General features: G+C 71.4%; 15 protein-coding genes, 3 pseudogenes and 1 other annotated feature. Of the genes and pseudogenes, 9 read left to right on the forward strand and 9 right to left on the reverse strand.

Annotation, left to right across the window (positions count from 1 at the left end; all coding sequences use genetic code 11):
- The first annotated feature begins 1 nt into the window (after position 1).
- The 7 genes from FU792_RS13035 to FU792_RS13060 are packed head-to-tail and all read left to right on the forward strand — an operon-like array spanning position 2 to position 6,614.
- Positions 2-907: a complex I subunit 1 family protein gene (locus tag FU792_RS13035; RefSeq protein ID WP_238706094.1), complete on the forward strand. Its 906-nt coding sequence runs from the start codon at positions 2-4 to the stop codon at positions 905-907.
- Complete coding sequence (locus FU792_RS13040) at positions 895-1,473, forward strand: NADH-quinone oxidoreductase subunit J (protein WP_022926300.1); 579 nt, start codon at positions 895-897, stop codon at positions 1,471-1,473. Before FU792_RS13035 ends, FU792_RS13040 begins: the two co-directional genes overlap by 13 nt.
- Complete coding sequence (locus tag FU792_RS13045) at positions 1,470-1,772, forward strand: NADH-quinone oxidoreductase subunit NuoK (protein ID WP_022926299.1); 303 nt, start codon at positions 1,470-1,472, stop codon at positions 1,770-1,772. Before FU792_RS13040 ends, FU792_RS13045 begins: the two co-directional genes overlap by 4 nt.
- Entirely contained in the window at positions 1,769-3,706 is a 1,938-nt protein-coding gene (locus FU792_RS13050) for a proton-conducting transporter transmembrane domain-containing protein (RefSeq protein WP_022926298.1), read from the forward strand. The genes FU792_RS13045 and FU792_RS13050 overlap by 4 nt, the downstream gene beginning before the upstream one ends.
- Positions 3,703-4,725 (forward strand): complex I subunit 4 family protein, encoded by a 1,023-nt coding sequence (locus tag FU792_RS18580; protein WP_275100705.1) that lies wholly within the window; start codon positions 3,703-3,705, stop codon positions 4,723-4,725. Before FU792_RS13050 ends, FU792_RS18580 begins: the two co-directional genes overlap by 4 nt.
- Before the next feature lie 5 nt (positions 4,726-4,730).
- Entirely contained in the window at positions 4,731-5,198 is a 468-nt protein-coding gene (locus FU792_RS18585) for a proton-conducting transporter transmembrane domain-containing protein (protein WP_275100783.1), read from the forward strand.
- 15 nt (positions 5,199-5,213) lie between these two features.
- Positions 5,214-6,614 carry an NADH-quinone oxidoreductase subunit N gene (locus FU792_RS13060; protein WP_202804776.1) on the forward strand — a complete coding sequence of 467 codons (1,401 nt, stop codon included), beginning with the start codon at positions 5,214-5,216 and terminating at the stop codon, positions 6,612-6,614.
- A 282-nt stretch (positions 6,615-6,896) separates the two neighbouring features.
- Here FU792_RS13060 and FU792_RS18095 read toward each other — a convergent pair whose 3' ends face one another.
- Complete coding sequence (locus FU792_RS18095; protein WP_238705992.1) at positions 6,897-7,751, reverse strand: C40 family peptidase; 855 nt, start codon at positions 7,749-7,751, stop codon at positions 6,897-6,899.
- Between the two features lie 1,084 nt (positions 7,752-8,835).
- On the opposite strand from FU792_RS18095, the gene FU792_RS13070 reads away from it, so the two are divergent.
- Positions 8,836-9,405, forward strand: a complete 570-nt coding sequence (locus FU792_RS13070) for a DUF305 domain-containing protein (RefSeq protein WP_237740074.1) — start codon at positions 8,836-8,838, stop codon at positions 9,403-9,405.
- Between the two features lie 79 nt (positions 9,406-9,484).
- Here the strand turns inward: FU792_RS13070 and FU792_RS13075 are convergent.
- Positions 9,485-11,799, reverse strand: a pseudogene (locus tag FU792_RS13075) (heavy metal translocating P-type ATPase).
- Positions 11,789-12,082 (reverse strand): annotated as a pseudogene (locus FU792_RS13080) (heavy-metal-associated domain-containing protein); the annotation flags it as partial. The pseudogenes FU792_RS13075 and FU792_RS13080, both read right to left, overlap by 11 nt.
- A 22-nt stretch (positions 12,083-12,104) precedes the next feature.
- Between FU792_RS13080 and FU792_RS13085 the strand changes: the two are divergent.
- Positions 12,105-12,569, forward strand: a pseudogene (locus tag FU792_RS13085) (DUF6414 family protein); the annotation flags it as partial.
- Here FU792_RS13085 and FU792_RS17395 read toward each other — a convergent pair.
- The 6 genes from FU792_RS17395 to FU792_RS13115 form a co-directional block, all read right to left on the reverse strand.
- On the reverse strand, positions 12,566-12,847 hold the full coding sequence (locus tag FU792_RS17395; protein WP_022926321.1) for an integrase core domain-containing protein: 282 nt from the start codon (positions 12,845-12,847) through the stop codon (positions 12,566-12,568). The pseudogene FU792_RS13085 and the gene FU792_RS17395 sit on opposite strands and share 4 nt — an antisense overlap.
- Before the next feature lie 5 nt (positions 12,848-12,852).
- The gene (locus FU792_RS13095) at positions 12,853-13,998 is read right to left on the reverse strand and encodes an IS110 family RNA-guided transposase (RefSeq protein WP_149814815.1); all 1,146 of its coding nucleotides are present in this window, start codon (positions 13,996-13,998) and stop codon (positions 12,853-12,855) included.
- Between the two features lie 324 nt (positions 13,999-14,322).
- Positions 14,323-15,324, reverse strand: a complete 1,002-nt coding sequence (locus FU792_RS13100; protein WP_149814581.1) for an IS3 family transposase — start codon at positions 15,322-15,324, stop codon at positions 14,323-14,325.
- Positions 15,321-15,683 (reverse strand): transposase, encoded by a 363-nt coding sequence (locus tag FU792_RS18950; protein WP_193559849.1) that lies wholly within the window; start codon positions 15,681-15,683, stop codon positions 15,321-15,323. The genes FU792_RS13100 and FU792_RS18950 overlap by 4 nt, the downstream gene beginning before the upstream one ends.
- Before the next feature lie 99 nt (positions 15,684-15,782).
- The gene (locus FU792_RS13110) at positions 15,783-16,475 is read right to left on the reverse strand and encodes an IS3 family transposase (RefSeq protein WP_084485271.1); all 693 of its coding nucleotides are present in this window, start codon (positions 16,473-16,475) and stop codon (positions 15,783-15,785) included.
- Positions 16,371-16,520, reverse strand: a sequence feature (AL1L pseudoknot). (Overlaps the previous gene by 105 nt.)
- Positions 16,478-16,798, reverse strand: coding sequence for a transposase (locus FU792_RS13115; protein WP_028131277.1), 321 nt, complete (start codon positions 16,796-16,798; stop codon positions 16,478-16,480). It overlaps the preceding feature by 43 nt.
- Positions 16,799-16,876: the final 78 nt, after the last annotated feature.

Here is a 16,876-nt window from a genome sequence, read left to right on the forward strand (position 1 = left end):
CCTGGGCTGTCGCCGTCGTCGCCGTGCTCGGAGCCCTGGCCCTGGCCGCAGCCGCTCTCGACGGGGTGCTGTCCGCGCGCTCCGCGTCGGCGGGTGGTGCCGTGGGCGCAGCCGGCCCCTCGGTGAGGCGTCCCGGTTGCTGCGGCAGCGTCGACGCACCACGGTGCAGGCCGACACCCTGCTCTGGCGCACCGGCGGGGCGGGGCTGCTCGTCGCGGCGGCCCTCATGCTCGCCGTGGTGCCGCTGGGGCGGTGGACGGTCGCCGACCTGGCGGTGGGCGTCGTGTGGTTCAACGCCATGGACGTCATGGTCTGGGCCCTGGTGTGGCTGGTCGGCTGGGGCGCCAACTCGGCGCACGCGCTGGTCGGCGGCTACCGGTTCCTGGCCCACGGCCTGGGCTACGAGCTGCCGCTGATGTTCGCCCTCGTCGCCCCGGCGATCGCCGCGGGCAGCCTGAACGTGGGCGCCGTCGCCGCCGCCCAGGACGGGCTGTGGTTCGCGGCCTGGATGCCGGTCGCGTTCCTCGTCTACCTGCTGGGCGTGGCGGGCTTCTCGGTGTGGGGCCCGTTCGCCCCGGCGCTGGGCACCGACGTCGCCGGTGGTGTGCGGGCCGAGCTGTCGGGGGTGGACCGTCTGGTGCTCGAGACGGGGCGGTACGCCCTGCTCGCGGCCGGCGCGGCCTTCGCCGTGCCGATGTTCCTCGGCGGCGGGGCGGGGCCGCTGCTCCCCGACTGGGCCTGGACGCTGGTCAAGACGCTGGCCGTGCTGGCGCTGCTGGTCTGGGCGCGTCGGCGGCTCCCCGCCCTGCGCCCCGACCTGTTCATGGAGATCGGCTGGCTCGTGCTGCTCCCCGCGGCGCTGGTGCAGGACCTGCTCGTCGCCGTCGTCACGGTATGGAGGTCCTGACCGTGCTCGTCGACATCGCCTTCGTGGCGCTCGGGGTCCTGGCGGTCCTCAGCGGCGCCGCCGTCTTCGTCGTGGACTCGATGGCCCGCGCCACCTACGCCCTCGCCGTGTCCTTCGTCGCGGTCGGTGCGCAGGTGCTCTTCCTGCAGCAGAGCTACGTCGGCGTGGTGATCATCCTCATGATGGTCATGGAGATGGCGGTCATGGCCGTCTACATGGTGATGTTCATGGGGATGAACCCGGCCCTCATGCCGATGAGCATGGTCCACAGCAACCGGACCGCCGTCGCCACCGCGGTCCTCACCTTCCTCCTCCTGGCGGCCGGCATCCTCGTGGTGGACTGGCCCGCCCGCCGGGGCAGCCCTCCACCGGACGTCACGGAGGCGCTCGGCGAGGCCCTCATGGGCCCGCAGATGCTCGTCATGGCCGTCATCAGCCCGGTCATGGTGGCCACCATCGTGGCCGGGGTGGTGCTGGCCGCGCCGCGCACGCGCTACGACCGGTTCGGCGACGACCTGCGGCAGCGGCCCCCGGACGACCCGCAGCCCGGAGGAGTGGGCCGATGACCCTCGAGGCGGCGCTGCTCCTCAGCGCGGCGATCTTCTCCGTCGGGCTCTACGGCGCGATCTCCCAGCAGGTGGTGGTCATGGTCATGATGGGCCTGGAGCTGATGATCAACGGCGTCATCCTGGCGGCGGCCGCGTGCTGGTGGTTCCTGGCCCCCGGCCCCACCGGGCAGGTCCTGCTCATGGTCGTCATCGCGGCGATGACCCTCGAGATGGCCATGGGGTTCGCCGTCGCCGTGCTGCTGCACCGGGCCCGGCAGACCGACATGACGGACATGGCGACGGACCTGTCCCGATGAGCGACGGCAGCGCCCAGACCGCCCTGTGGCTCCTCGTCCTGCTCCCCGCGCTCGTCGGGGCGTTCCTGGTGGTCGCGCGCCCGGAGCGGGTCGCCGTGCCCGTCTCCCTGCTCACCGCGGCGCTGACCGCCGTCCTGGCTCTCCTCGTGGCGCTCAGCGGGCCGCAGGTGTCGGTGCCGTTCATGGCCGGCACCGACCTCGCCCTCGGCGTCGACGCCCTGTCGGCGCTGGTCGTCCCGACCGTCGCGGTCGTCACCCTGCTCGTGCTGGTCTTCTCGGCCGGCGAGATCGGGCGGTCGCGGGCGCGCTTCCACGGGCTCATGCTGCTCTTCGCCTCGGGCGCCCTGCTGACCGCCACCGCGCAGACCCTGCCGGGGCTCCTCCTGGCCTGGGAGGTCATGGGCGCCACGTCGTTCGCGCTCATCGGCTTCTGGTGGCACGAGCAGCACCGGGTGTCCGCCGGCACGACGGCGTTCCTCGTGACCCGGGCCGCGGACGTCGGCCTCTACCTGGCCGCCGGGGCGGCCCTCGCCGGGGGCGGTGGGTTGGTGCTCGCCGACCTGCCCGCCGCGAGCGAGGGGTGGCGGCACGTGCTGGCGGCCGGGGTGCTCGTGGCCGCCCTCGGCAAGGCCGCCCAGCTGCCGTTCTCGTTCTGGCTGTCCCGGGCGATGGAGGGCCCCAGCCCGGTCAGCGCGCTGCTGCACTCGGCCGCCATGGTGGCCATGGGCGGCTACCTGCTGCTGCGCACCGAGCCACTGCTCGCCGCCACGGGGTGGGCCGGGCCGACCGCCGCCTGGGTCGGAGCCACGACCGCGCTGCTGCTGGGCGCCGTGGCGCTGGCCCAGCAGGACCTCAAGCAGCTCCTGGCGGCCTCCACCGCGGCCCAGCTGGGCTTCGTCGTCATGGGCGCGGGGCTGGGCGCCGTCGGCGGTGGGGCGGCGCACCTCGTGGCGCACGCCTCGACCAAGGCGCTGCTCTTCCTCGCCGCCGGGGCCTGGCTGAGCGCCCTGGGCACCAAGCAGCTGACCGGGCTGCGCGGTGCCGCCCGGCGCTGGCCGCTGCTGGGCGTGGCGAGCACCGTGGGGGCCCTCTCGCTCGCCGGCGTGGCTCCCCTGGCCCTGTGGGCGACCAAGGACGCGGTGCTGGCCGTGGCGCTGGCCCGGTCGCCGTGGCTGTATGCCGTGGGCCTGGCCGCGGCAGCCCTGTCCGCCGCCTACTCGGGCCGGATCCTGCTCACCGTCTGGGCACGGGTGCCCGCGGCGGACCGTGCACAGGTGGCGCAGCATCTCGACGAGGAGCAGGAGGGCACCCGCCACGTCGACAGGCTGGCGACCCTGCCGCTGCTGCCGCTCGCTCTCGGCGCGCTGACCCTGGGCCTGCTCGCGCTGCCCCCGGTGGGTGACGTCCTCGCCCGGTCCCTCGGGGAGCAGCCCGTGCACCCCGGTCTGGCGGAGATGGGGGCGTCGGCGGCCCTCGCCCTCGCGGTGCTCGCGCTCGTCCGGTGGCGTCCAGCCCCCCGCCCCGGGTGGGCGCGGCACTGGCTGGGTCTGGAGACGGCCGTCCGGGCCGTGGTCGTCGGCCCCACGCTGGCGCTGGCCCGGGCCCTGGCGTCCTTCGACGACCGGGTGCTCGACCGTGCCGTGGGGGCGGCCGCGGCCGGTGCCGTCGGCGTGGCACGCAGGGCGGCCACGTTCGACGACCGGGTGCTCGACGGCGCCGTCGGGTCCGGCTCCCGCGCGACCTCGCGGCTCGCCCGGGTCGTCGCCTGGGCCGAGGAGCGAGGGGTCGACGGCGCGGTCGAGGGACTCGCCGCCCGCGTCCGCCGGCTCGGCCAGGTGGCGCGGCGCCCGCAGAGCGGACATCTGCACCACTACTACGTCCAGGCCGTCGCGGTCCTCGCGGTCGGCGTCCTGCTCCTGCTCTCGGTGAGGTGACCGTGCTCAGTCTGATCATCGTCCTGCCCCTGCTCGCCGCGGTGGCCCTGGTCGCGGTCCCGCGGCTGGGTGACGGCGCCGCGAGATGGGTCTGGGTCGCGGTCACGGCCGTCGACCTGGCACTCGTGGCCGCCCTGTGGCTGGCCTACGAGCCACCGGGGCCGGGCCGGCTGGCCTTCGAGGAGCAGGTGCCGTGGATCCCGGGGGTCGACAGCAGCTACCACGTAGGGGTCGACGGGCTCTCGCTGCCGCTCATGGCGATGACGACGGCGGTGTTCCTGGCCTGTGCCGTCTTCGCCCTCCGCGACGAGGACCGGCCCCGGACCCGGGCCGCGCTCTTCCTCTTCCTACAGAGCGTCAGCCTGGGCCTGTTCGCCGCCGCCGACCTCATCCTGTTCTTCCTTTTCTTCGACCTGTCCATCGTCGGGATGTACTTCGTCATCGCCGGGTGGGGCCATGGTGACCGCGGCCGCTCGGCGATGAAGTTCTTCCTCTACACCTTCCTGGGCTCGCTGGCCCTGCTCGCCGGCTTCATCGGGCTCTACGTCGCGGCCGAGCCGCACACCTTCGACATGGTCGAGCTGGCCCGGCAGACCCCGCTCGACGGGTCGCCCACGGCCGGGGGCCTGGTGCTCGCGGCCATCCTGCTGGGGCTGGCCGTCAAGACGCCGACGGTGCCGTTCCACACCTGGCTGCCCCCCGCGCACACCGACGCCCCCGCGGTCGGTTCGGCCGTCCTGGCCGGGGTGCTGCTCAAGATGGGCACCTACGGCTTCGTCCGGATCGCGATGCCGATGCTCCCCGAGGCCTGGCGCGCCTGGGCCTGGGTGGTCGTCGTGGTCGGCGTCGTCTCGGTCGTCTACGGCGCCCTCGTCGCGCTCGCCCAGACCGACCTCAAGCGGATGATCGCCTACACCTCGGTCAACCACATGGGGTACGTCGTCCTGGCCGTCGGTGCCGCCGGGATCGTCGCCGAGGGCAGCGAGCAGGCGCGGTCGGTGCGGTCACCGGCGCCGTGACCCAGATGGTGAGCCACGGCATCGTCACCGCCGCCCTGTTCCTCATGGCGGGGGTGGTCTGGGACCGCGCCGGCACCTACAACCTGGGCTCCTTCGGCGGGCTGGCCGGCACCGCACCGCGCCTGGCCACGCTCTTCGCCGTCGGTGCGTTCGCCTCGCTCGGGCTGCCCGGCCTGTCCGGCTTCATCGCCGAGTTCCAGATCTTCGCCGGCAGCATCGCAGTCGCGCCGGTGACGGCGGTCGCGCTGGTCGGCATCCTCATCACCGCGGCGCTGTTCCTGCGGGCGCTGCAACGTCTCTTCACCGGACCGACCCGTGGCGCCTCGCGGGGCTTCGGCGACCTGCGTCCCGCCGAGCTCTGGGCGGTCGCGCCGCTGCTCGCCCTCTCGCTGCTCATCGGGGTGCTGCCCCGCCCGCTGCTCGGGGTGGTCGAGCCCGCCGCGGAGGTCGTCGTGCAGCTCGTCGGGAGGTAGGCGGCGGTGGACTCCATGGCGATGCGACCGGCCCTGCTCCTGCCGGAGATCGTGCTCTTCCTCGGCGCCCTCGCCGCCCTGCTGGGCGGGTCGTTCCTGCCCCGCACGCGGCAGTGGGTCACCCGGGTCGTCGCCGCAGCCGCCCTGGTGCTCGCCGCTGCGATGGCCGCCGTCGCCCTGGCCGGCCCGACGGCGGTGGCCATGGAGGGCAGCTTCACCGTGGACCCGACCACCGGGGTGGCCCGCCTCGTCGCCACCCTGGGCGCCCTGGTGGTGCTGGCGCTGGCGGCGGACGAGATCGATGGCAGCCCGCGGGAGAGCGAGACCTACGCGCTGCTGCTCCTGTCCACGACCGGCACGCTGGTCCTCGCCGGTGCCGACGACCTGCTCGTCGTCGCCGTCGGGTTCCTGCTGACCAGCGTCCCCCTCTACGGGCTCATCGGGATCACCGGGACCGCCGTGGCGGCCGAGGCGGCGATGAAGACCTACCTGCTCGGTGCCCTCTTCGGCATCCTGCTGCTGGCCGGGGTCACGCTGCTCTACGGCGTGTCCGGCACGACGTCGTACGCCGGGCTGGCCGACCCGCTCGCCGCCGCGCCTCGGGCGGTGGTCGCCGCCGGTGTTGTGGGGATCCTGGGCGGGTTGCTGTTCAAGGCCGGTGGCGTCCCCGCGCACTTCTGGGTCCCCGACGCCGCGCAGGGTGCCGGCGGTGCCGTCGCGGCCTTCCTGACCACCGTGCCGAAGATCGGGGCGGTGCTCGCCGCATACCGGCTCGTCGCCGCCCTGCCCGACACCCTGGCGTGGCCGCTGCTCGTGGCTGTGCTGGCCGTCGCCAGCATGACGGTGGGCAACCTCGCCGCCTACACCCAGACCGACCCGCGGCGCCTGCTCGGCTGGTCCACCGTCAGCCAGGTGGGCTACCTGCTCGTGCCCGTCACGGTGGCGGGCCGCAGCGACCTGGCGCTGCCGTCCCTGCTGCTCTACCTCGCCGGCTACACGGTCACCAACCTGGCGGCCTTCGCCGTCACCACCGCGTTCCCGCGGCGCCGCGAGCTGTCCGCCTACCGCGGGGTGGGCAGGCGCTACCCGTGGCTCGCCGCGGCGCTGGTCGTGGCGCTGCTCGGGCTGGTCGGGACCCCGCCCACCGCGGTCTTCGTCGGCAAGCTCACCACCACGGCCGCCGCCTGGGACGCCGGCGACGCGTGGCTCGCCGTGCTCGTGCTGCTCAACACCCTGGCCAGCCTCTTCTACTACCTGCGGTGGATCGCCCCGCTCTACGCCCGCCCGACGGCCGAGCACCCGGAGGACGGCGATCCGCCCGCCCCCTGGTCACGGTGGACCGCCGTCGCGACCGCCAACCTGAGCGTCCTGGTCGGTGTCGCGGCCGGGGTCCTGTGGGCCGTTGCCACCGCCTGATGTGCGGCCACACCGCGCCCAGCCTGTGCATCGCGGTCCGGACCTTCCCGCGCCTGCAGATCTGGCATAGATCGGGTCCATCACTCCCCTGGCTCGACCTCGTGGCCGGGGCCGCGTCTGAGCCAGGACCGTCCTTGTCACGAGGGGACCGGTCCCACGGTAGTCAGCCCGGGCCGTGCGCGCGCGTCGGCCTGCCCGGGTATGACGACGCCCCGGTCCGCACACGGGGTGCGGCCGGGGCTGTCGTCGGGGCGGGAGCGTGCTCGCCGCGGCGGGCTGGGGTCAGCCGACGCGGCCGTAGCCGGAGACGCCGCTGAAGACGGGCCGGTAGCCGGAGTAGTTCCCCGGGGTCGGCGAGTCGTACATCATGCCGTCGCCGGCGTAGATGCCGATGTGGTAGGCCGGGTAGCCGTAGAACACCAGGTCGCCGGGCTGCGGGTTGCTCACCGGCGTGGCGAAGGCCTGCTGCTGGGCCGCGGTGCGCGGCAGGCTGATGCCCACCTGGGCGAAGACGTAGCTCGTGAATCCGGAGCAGTCGAACCCGGCCGGCGTGCTGCCGCCCCACTGGTAGGGGATGCCGGTCAGACCGGCGGCCACGCCCAGCACACCACCGGTGGGGGCCGGGGCGGCGGGCTCGGGCTCCGGCTCGGCCTCGACGGCCGGCTCGGTCTCGACGACGGGCTCGGGCTGGGCCTGACGCTCGTTGTCGCGGCTGGCGGTGGTCTCCTCGCGGGCGGCGACCTGCTCGCTCGCCTGCTCGGTGGCCGGAGCGGCCTGCTCGGTGGCCGGGGCGGCCTGCTCGGTCTGCTCGACCGGCGCCGGCTCCTCCTCGACGACCGGGGTGTAGGCGGAGAAGCCGCCGACGCCGAAGGAGGCCAGGTCGACGTCCTCGGGCGCGGCCACGGCCTCGGCCGGGCGGTCCACGGTCACGGTGCGGTCGGCGTTCACGTCGACCCCCAGCCGCGGCAGGCCCTCACCGCGGTCCTGGGACAGGTCCGGGGCGGCGTTGGCGCTCAGGGTCGCGCCGGCCAGCAGCCCGGTCGAGGTGGCCGCGACGGCCGCCGTGCGGGTGAGAGCGGTGCTGGTCGTGCTGAGGCGACCGGGCCGGCGGTGGCGGCCGGTGATGCGCTGCGTCATGTAGATCCTCCAGTGCCTGCGGGGTGAGCTGTCGGGCTTCGGGCTGGAGTGCCCCTGGACCGGGTTGGCCGGTCCGTCGCCCCGAAGAGCCGCAGGGGCGGCTCCAGAGGTGGTTCCCCCGCTCCTGTCAAAGCGGTGTCGTACGTGCCACGGCCCCGATCGACGCGCGGACAGGACTAGGCAGTCGCGCTCGGGGGTCCCCCAGGGAGGAGGACTCTGCGAGGTTACACAGGGGGGCCGCCAAATGTCACGATCAGGTAACGACCGCGTCAAGACCCTGCCAGCGACGAACGTCGCTGCCGCGTTCTGACCTGGGCATTTGCTGTACCTAGGGCTCGTTCGCTCAGTGAACCAGTGAGAGACCTCACACCGACAACTACCTCGAGGGGCCGAATCAAACATTCGATCGCCCTGCCCCGCACCGGGCAGTCAGACCTCGCTTGCTCCGGCGACCGGATCCGGTAACCACCCCACCAAACCCGCCCACGGCATCTCGTACTCTGGCAGGGTGCAGCCTCGCCCCGCCTCCGCCCCGGCGCCACGGCAGTCTGCACCGACCCGTTCCTGGTCACGAACACTCTTCATGCGCGTGCTGGCCCTTGTGGGGCTCCTGGTGACCCTTTCCTTCATGCGCGGTGTCGACGTCAGCGACCGATCGCCGACCCTGGCACCTGGCGCAGACGGACCACTCAGCGCGACCAGCCACACGCTCGCCCTCGGCGACCACGGTCAGGTCGACAGCCATGGCGGGCCATCACGAGCCCACCATCAGCAGGGCCACGGCACGGAGCACACGCACTGGGCGACGACCTGCCTCGCGGTCCTCTGCGCGGCGGCCGTGGTGGTCGCCCCTTTCCTGGCACGCCGGGGACATCCGCGCTGGACGCGGGGGCGCCCACCGCAGGCGCGCACGCCGGAGGTGCCACCCCTTCTTCCGCCCCACGGGGCGGTATCGATCCATCAGCTCTGCGTCATGAGGGTCTAGGAGGCCACGCGCCGGGACTCTCCCCGGCACCGTCCTACCTCGTGAACCACCTTCGACGAAAGCAGAGCAGCAGTGAACCGCACCACCCGAATGTTGAGCATGCCCGCCATGGCCCTCGCGGCCCTCTTCACCATCTCCGCGTGCACCACGGAGACCGCGCAGGACCCGTCCTCATCGGCCGCGTCCGAGGAGCACAACGACGCCGACGTCCAGTTCGCTACCGAGATGATCCCCCACCACCAACAGGCGGTCGAGATGTCCGACATGGCCCTGGAGCAAGGCGGCACCGAGGTCAGGGAGCTCGCCGAGCGGATCCAGGCGGCCCAGGCACCCGAGATCGAGACCATGACCGAGTGGCTGCAGGCCTGGGGCGAGGACGTGCCCGAGACGGACGGCCACGGCAGCATGGAAGGCATGGACCACTCGCAGATGGAGGGCATGATGTCGCCCGAGGACATGGAGGACCTGGGCGGCGCGCAGGGCTCCCAGTTCGACACCATGTGGCTGGAGATGATGATCGAGCACCACGACGGGGCCATCACCATGGCTCAGACCCAGGTCGCTGACGGCCTCGACCCCGAGGCCGTCGCACTGGCCGAGGACATCGCCGAGAGCCAGGAAGCAGAGATCGAGGAGATGGAGGCCCTCCTCCAGGGGTCGAACGGCTGAGCCCAGGCCCGTGCTGCTGCTGCCCGCTCTCGCGGGCAGCAGCAGGGCGGCAGGGCACGGACCACGTCGCGGAGCGCGGTCAGGCGGTTGCGCGTGCGGAGGTGTCGCTGGTGGGAGCAGTGTGGTCGTCGGCCTCGGCCTGGAAGGCTCGTAGCCTCAGGCTGTTGGAGACCACGAACACCGACGAGAGCGCCATCGCGGCGCCGGCCAGCATCGGGTTCAAGAGCCCGAACGCGGCCAGCGGGATCGCGGCGGTGTTGTAGGCGAAGGCCCAGAACAGGTTGGTCTTGATCGTGCGCAGGGTGCGCCGCGCGAGCCGGATCGCGTCGGCGGCGGCGCGCAGGTCGCCGCGCACCAGGGTGATGTCGGCGGCCTCGATCGCGACGTCGGTGCCCGTGCCCATGGCCAGTCCGAGGTCGGCCTGGGCCAGGGCGGGGGCGTCGTTCACACCGTCACCGACCATCGCGACGACCTTGCCCTCGTCCTGGAGGCGGGCGACGACGTCGACCTTGTCCTTCGGCAGCACCTCGGCGATCACTTCGGTGATGCCGACCTCGGCGGCGACCTGCTCGGCCACGGCCTGGTTGTCCCCGGTCAGCAGCACCGGCGTCAAGCCCAGGTCTGTGAACTGACGGATGGCGTCGGCGGAGGTGGGCTTGATCTGGTCGGAGACCACCAGCACGCCACGTGCGGCGCCGTCCCAGCCGACCACGATGGCCGTCTTGCCCTCGGCCTCGGCAGCCTGCTTGGCGCTCTTGAGGTGCTCGTCGAGGTGCTGGGACCAGTCCGCCAGCAGCGACTCCCGACCGGCGAGCACGGCGCGGCCGTCGACGACGCCCTGCACCCCCTTGCCCTCGATGTTCTCGAATGACTCCGGGGCGGGCAGATCTCCGACCTCGGCGGTAGCGGCGGCGGCGATGGCCTGGGCGATGGGGTGCTCGGAGTAGTCCTCCAACCCGCCCGCCAGGCGCAGCAGCTCGGCCCGATCGGTACCGGCGGCGGTGATCACGTCGGTCAGCATCATCTTGCCGGTGGTGACGGTGCCGGTCTTGTCCAGCACGATCGTGTCCACCCGCTTGGTGGACTCCAGCACCTCGGGACCCTTGATGAGCACGCCCATCTGCGCGCCGCGGCCGGTGCCGACCAGCAGCGCGGTCGGCGTCGCGAGTCCGAGCGCGCAGGGGCACGCGATGATCAGCACCGCCACGGCGGCGGTGAACCCGGCGGATACCGGGAAGCCGGCCCCGATCCAGGCGCCGAGGGAGGCGACGGCGATCGCGATCGCGATGGGCACGAACACCCCGGACACCCGGTCGGCCAGGCGTTGGATCTCGGCCTTGCCGGACTGGGCGTCCTCTACGAGCTTGGCCATCTGCGCAAGCTGGGTGTCGGACCCGACGCGGGTGGCGCGGACGACGAGGCGTCCGCCGGCGTTTACGGTCGCGCCGGTGACGTTGTCGCCTTCACCGACCTCGACCGGCACGGACTCGCCAGTGAGCATGGACGCGTCGATCGCGGAGCTGCCAAGGTGATGGTGCCGTCGGTGGCGATCTTCTCACCCGGTCGGACGACGAAGTGGTCCCCGACGCTCAGATCCTCGATGGAGATCCGCTCCTCCTTCCCGTCGCGGAGGACGGAGACCTCCTTCGCGCCGAGTTCGAGCAGCGCGCGTAGGGCTGCTCCGGCGCGGCGCTTGGAGCGCTTCTCGAAGTAGCGGCCCAGCAGGATGAAGGTGACCACTCCCGCGGCGACCTCCAGGTAGATGTGGCCGAGGCCGTCGGAGCGGGAGATGGTGAGCTCGAACGGGTGGACCACGCCGCGGTCGCCGGCGGTGCCGAAGAACAGCGCAATGATCGACCAGATCATCGCCGCGCTCGTGCCCACGGAGATGAGCGTGTCCATCGTCGCGGCGCCGTGCTTGAGGTTCATCCAGGCGGCCTTGTGGAACGGCCACCCTGCCCAGATCACCACGGGTGCGGCCAGGGCCAGGGAGGCGAAGCCCCAATAGTCGAACTGCAGTGCCGGGATCATCGCCATCGCGATCACCGGGATCGCGAGCACGGCTGAGCCGATGAGTCGCTGGCGCAGGGTGCGCAGCTCGGCGTCCTCACGGGACTCACCCTCGTTTTCATCGCCGGGCGCGGCGGCGCCCTTGGGGGTGGGGAGCTCGGCGGTGTAGCCGGTCTTCTCGACTTCCGCGATCAGCAGCTGCGCGTCATAGCCTGCCGGGGCGGTGACGCTGGCCTTCTCGGTGGCGTAGTTCACGCTCGCGGTGATGCCGTCGAGCTTGTTCAGCTTCTTCTCGATCCGGTTCGCGCACGACGCGCAGGTCATGCCGCCGATCTGCAGTTCGACGCCGGCCAGGTTGGTGCCGGTGGATTGGTCAGTGCTCATGGTCCTCTCCTTCCTCGTGCTTGCCCTGCCCGTCGCCGGTGCTCGTCGAGCCGCCATCACTGCCGCCGCTGCTCGCGCCGCCGGTATCGATCACCAGCGGCGCGGTGTGCACCTGCCCGTCGACCTGGAAGTCCAGGAACAGCAGGTAGCGGCCAGGCGTGGGGGCGATGGCCTCGAACACGATGTCCGGTCCCGACGTCTGCCCGGCGGCAGGTGCGTCGCCGTGGGGGTGGACGTGCAGATAGGCCAAGTCCCCATCGCGTAGCGCGACCAGGTGCCCAAACCATGACGTCGCGCGCCTCCAGCGCCTGATCGATGCCGCAACGCAGCGAGCGGACGAGCTTGACTGGATACACGTCGCCGGACCTGACATCGCCTCAGACCTGGAACGAGCCGTCATCGGGTCGTTCGTCCAATGGGAGTGCGACGTCTACATCCCTGACACGGTGAAGGCACTACAGTCACAGGGGGGTCTGGCAGACGCCCTGGAAACCCTTGACCGTCTCGCCCCGTTTGCCGAAGCTCTAGGCCTCGACACCGAGAGCGACATGCCGTCCAGTGGCCAACTTGACGCCTTCAGGTCCTTGAGCAAGAACATCACTGTCCCGCTTGTGGTCGTAGGCGATGACTATGACGGCGACAGTGACTGGAAGGTGGCGGGGACGCTCAGGACAGAGTTCCTCGCCGACGCCGAGGCTTTGGACGGGCCCTCCATAGTTGTCGGAAAGGTCAGGAATGAATCGCCCCGGGTTTCGTGGAGGCTCGGTTAGTTGGATCCGACCTCGGTGAGGACCGGGTTTGTACGGTAGTGCTCACTGGGCAGGGTTGCCCAGTGGTTGGTCTCGAACTCGACGGGTGGGACGAGTCCGATCTCGCCGTGAAGTCGTCGGTGGTTGAACCAGTCGACGTACTCGGCGACCGCGACCTCGACGTCGACGACCGACTTCCAGCCGCCCTTCGGTCGCATGACGGGGTTGCGGATGCACTCGGCCTTGAACAGCGAGTTGAGCGCCTCGGCCATCGCGTTGATGCTCCTATAGATCGTCAAGTCGATCAGGCGACCATCTCGAGTTCCTCGTCTCGGTTGTGGGCGGTGGTATCGGGTGCTGGGAGGAGGCGGAAGAGTTCGCGTGCGAGGTAGCGCTTGAGGCAGCGGATGATCTCTCGTTTGGACAGGCCTTCGGCGGTGCGACGGGCCACGTAGTCGATGGTTGGTTGGTGCCATCGCATGCGGACGATGATGACTCGGTAGAGCGCGGCGTTGGCCTGGCGGTTCCCGCCCCTGTAGAGGCGGTGTCTGTTGTTGGTCTTGCCGGACCCGGCGGGAATCGGGCACGCGCCGCACATCTTGGCGAACGCGGCCTCGGACTTGATCCGGTCCGTGTTGTCGCCGGCCGTGATCAGCATCTGGGCGGCGGTGTCGTAGCCGACACCGACGGCCTCGACGAGGCGCGGCGCGGCGGCTGCGGTGAGGGCCTTCAGCGAGGCGGCGTGGGCTTTGGCCTCCTCGTGCAGGCTCAGCCACCGCCTCGCCATCGAGGACAGCACGTGCCGCATCGCCGCGTCGGGCTCGGTGGGTAGGACGACTGTTGGTGCGCCGCGCCGCACCGGCGGTAGCGGGGTCGGGCCCTCCAAGGCGGCGCAGGCGAGGACGAGCTGGTGATCGGTCAGCTTCTCCAACTCGGTCCGCAACGCCTCGCTCCCGGTCGCCAGAGTCGCCTTGAGCGTGATCATCGCGGTCGTGCGCGCCTGAACGGCGCCGTCGTAGGCGATCTTGACCAACCTGATCGTCTCGACCTCGCCGTCAGCGGTCTTCGGTGTGGACAGGCCGTGCCCGGCCAGGAGTTGGCGTGCGGCGTGCTCGGCGTCGAGGGTGTCGTTCTTTCCCGCCAATCGCCGTTCCACGGCTCGCGCCGGGCGGGCGATTTCGTGGACCTCGTGGCCCTGGCGGCGTAGGTAGCGGGCCAGGCCGACACCGTAGGACCCGGTGCCCTCGACACCGAATGCGACCAGGCGACCCTCAGGGCCGATGAAGGCAACACAGAAGGCGACAAGCTCCTCGAAGCCGGCAAGGGTGGCGGGCACGACGAGGTCGCCGAGTCGGCCGCCCAGGCCGTCGATCGCGACGGCGACGTGGTTGTCCTTGTGTGTGTCGACGCCGACGATGACATCGTCGCGGCGAAGTTGCATGCTGGGCATCGGGCTATGGGTTCCTCTCTCGCATTCTCCGGGCGCGGTGTCCATGGCTCAGCTGGCCGGAGTGGGCGGACAGGACTGCGATGAGACCCTGGTCGAGTCAGGCTCCTATCAGGTCACTGCCCACCCGGCCAGCAGCCAGGTGCACGCCACCACCCAGGGCCGACACGTCAACGCAAGGGCACCCAGCGGGGCCGGTCGTAACAAGGGTCAGACCCCAGGCGGTGGCGCAGACACGATCCTCGCAGTCATACGAGTCGCCCTTGGACCCGACCGAGGCGACGGCCTCGGCCTCGGAAGGTGTCAAGGCGGGTGAGACAGTTTCCGTCAGGCGGTCTGTATGAGGGCCTCCTGTGAGGGTTGGTTGATCCACGCCGCGGTGGGCAGGTTCGGCGCTTGGGGTCGGCGGTGGCCGAAGCGTTCGGGGTGGGCGGCGTAGGCCGCGTCCAGGGTGGCCTGGCGTTGGGCGCGGACCTGGGTGGCGGTGCCGTAGTGGACGCTGGCGGGGGTGTGCAGCCCGATCCCGGAGTGGCGGTGCTCGTGGTTGTAGTAGGCGAAGAACTGCTCCGCGAACGCGCCGGCGTCGGCCAGCGACCCGAAATGCTCGGGGAAGATCGGGGCGTACTTGAGGGTCTTGAACGCCGCCTCGCTGTAGGGGTTGTCGTTCGAGACGTGCGGTCGGGAGTGGGACCGGGCCACGCCCAGGTCCACCAGCAGCTGGGCGACCGGTTTGGAGGTCATCGAGGTGCCCCGGTCGGCGTGGAGTGCGTCCGGGACCCCGTGGATGCCCATCGCCTGCTCGAGCAGGTTCTTGGCGATGTCGGCGTCCTCGCGGGCGGCGATCGTCCAGGCCACGACGAACCGGGAGAAGATGTCGAGCACGACGTACAGGTCGTAGTACACACCCCGCTCCGGGCCGCGCAGCTTCGTGATGTCCCAGGACCACACCTGCCCCGGGCCGGTGGCCACCAGCTCCGGTCTGGTGCGGGCCGGGTGGGTGGCCTGGCGGCGTCGTTCGCCGGCCATCGCGTTCTCCCGCAGGATGCGATGCATGGTGGACTGCGAGCACAGGTAGGTGCCCTCGTCCAGCAGCGTGGCCCAGACCTGCGCGACCGACTTGTCCGCGAACCGTTCGCTGGTCAGCACCGACAGCACGTGGGCCCGCTCGGCCGGTGTCAGCTTGTTCGCTGGCACAGGCCGCGGTGCCCGTGCACGTGGCGGTGGCGGGTTCTTGGCCCGGTAGTGGCCGGCGCGGGAGCGGCCCAGCAGCGCGCACGCCCTGGCGGTGCCGACGTGCTCGGCCACCTCGTCCACGGCTGGGTTGATCACCGCGGCGACCGCGGCGGTCTGTCCGCGCTCTCGGAGAGCGTCTCCAAGAGCGCGTGTGCTTTTCCCATCAGGTCCAGCGCCGCCTTGGTCCTGGCCAGCTCGGCCTCGGCCTTCTCCGCCCGGACCCGTAGCGCCTGCATCTCCCGCTCGCGCCGGTCCCGCGGTCTGCTGCCCAGCCCGGCCTGTGCACCCTCCGCAGCGGCCTTGCGCCACTCGGCGATGTGGGAGGTGTACAGACCCTCCCGGCGCAGGATCGCGCCTCGCTCCTCCCGGTCCGCGGCGTCGTACTCGGCCAGGATCGCCGCCTTGAACTCGGCGGTGAACGAGCGCCGCTTGGGACGGTCAGCACGAGGAGCCATGGCCCCATCATCGGCGCCGACGTCAGCAACCGTCATCGTCATCTCAAAATGTCCGTTTCTCGCCCCGTGCGAGGTCAGTAGCAGATCAGCGGTGGTGTCTCACCCCATCCTGACGCACAGGGCCTCGGCGAGGCGCTCGGTGTAGCGAATCGCTCGATACTGCACGCCGCGGTCGCTGTGATGGACCAGCCCAGTGACGTCCTGGCCAGCGCGTTGACGGGCCCACAGCCCCATGTCGAGGGCATCGAGAGCGAGGTCGGTGCGCAGACTGGTCGAGACCTGCCAACCCACGATCATCCGGCTGAACACGTCGAGGACGAACGCGACGTAGGTCCACCCGGCATGAGTGCGAACGTAGGTCAGATCGGCCACCCAGAGCTGGTTCGGCGCGGTGGCGACGAACTTTCGAGCCACCAGGTCCTCCGGTCGCTCGGTCTCAGCCCCGTCACCAATCGTGGTCCTTCGAGTCTTCTCCCGCGGGATTCCACGCAGCCCCTCGGCCTTCATCAGCCGCTCCACCGTGCAGCGGGCGACCGTGACGCCCTCGCGCGTGAGTTCGGCGTAGATCTTCCGTGCGCCGTAGACACCCAGGTTGGCCTTGTGAGCGGTCCGGATGTCCTCGGTCAGTTCGGCGTCCCGCACGCTGCGCGCCGAGGCAGGCCTGGTCTTGGCGGCGTAGTAGGTGCTCGGGGCGACCTGCATGCCGGCGTCCCTCAGGACGGTGCAGATCGGCTCGACCCCGAACCGGTCGCGGTGCTGGTCGATGTAGTCGACCAGCACCGCGGTGGGCACCTCTACCTGATCTTGCGGTCGAGCTCCGCAGCCGCGAAAAAAGCTGCGGACGTCATCAGGATCTCGTTGGCTCGACGCAGCTCGCGCACCTCACGCTCCAGCTCGGCCAGCCGCTGGGCGTCATCGGTCGTCGTGCCGGCCCGGACACCGCCGTCGATCTCGGCCTGCCGGACCCAGTTCCGCAACGCCTCGGGGTGCACCCCCAGCTGGTCGGCGACACGCTTGATCGCCCCACGCGCACTATCAGGGTCCTTCCGGGCGTCTATCGCCATCCTCGTCGCCCGCTGCTGGAGCTCGACGCTGTACTTCCTCGGTGCTGGCATGTGCTCATCATCCTTCCCAGGATTCAGAGCCTCCACCAGACCCGGGGCGATTCACTCACAGCCACCAGTGTCTCGGTC

The organism is Serinicoccus marinus DSM 15273, from assembly GCF_008386315.1.
Classification (GTDB): Bacteria; Actinomycetota; Actinomycetes; order Actinomycetales; family Dermatophilaceae; genus Ornithinicoccus; species Ornithinicoccus marinus.

What these genes read in the sequence shown, in the direction of transcription:
- FU792_RS13040 (WP_022926300.1), top strand. Translation starts at nt 895, where the DNA reads ATGGAGGTCCTGACCGTGCTCGTCGACATCGCCTTCGTGGCGCTCGGG.
- FU792_RS13045 (WP_022926299.1), top strand. Translation starts at nt 1,470, where the DNA reads ATGACCCTCGAGGCGGCGCTGCTCCTCAGCGCGGCGATCTTCTCCGTC.
- FU792_RS13050 (WP_022926298.1), top strand. Translation starts at nt 1,769, where the DNA reads ATGAGCGACGGCAGCGCCCAGACCGCCCTGTGGCTCCTCGTCCTGCTC.
- FU792_RS18585 (WP_275100783.1), top strand. Translation starts at nt 4,731, where the DNA reads ATGGTGAGCCACGGCATCGTCACCGCCGCCCTGTTCCTCATGGCGGGG.
- FU792_RS13060 (WP_202804776.1), top strand. Translation starts at nt 5,214, where the DNA reads ATGGCGATGCGACCGGCCCTGCTCCTGCCGGAGATCGTGCTCTTCCTC.
- FU792_RS18095 (WP_238705992.1), bottom strand. Translation starts at nt 7,751, where the DNA reads ATGACGCAGCGCATCACCGGCCGCCACCGCCGGCCCGGTCGCCTCAGC.
- FU792_RS13070 (WP_237740074.1), top strand. Translation starts at nt 8,836, where the DNA reads ATGCCCGCCATGGCCCTCGCGGCCCTCTTCACCATCTCCGCGTGCACC.
- FU792_RS13095 (WP_149814815.1), bottom strand. Translation starts at nt 13,998, where the DNA reads ATGCCCAGCATGCAACTTCGCCGCGACGATGTCATCGTCGGCGTCGAC.
- FU792_RS18950 (WP_193559849.1), bottom strand. Translation starts at nt 15,683, where the DNA reads ATGGCTCCTCGTGCTGACCGTCCCAAGCGGCGCTCGTTCACCGCCGAG.
- FU792_RS13115 (WP_028131277.1), bottom strand. Translation starts at nt 16,798, where the DNA reads ATGCCAGCACCGAGGAAGTACAGCGTCGAGCTCCAGCAGCGGGCGACG.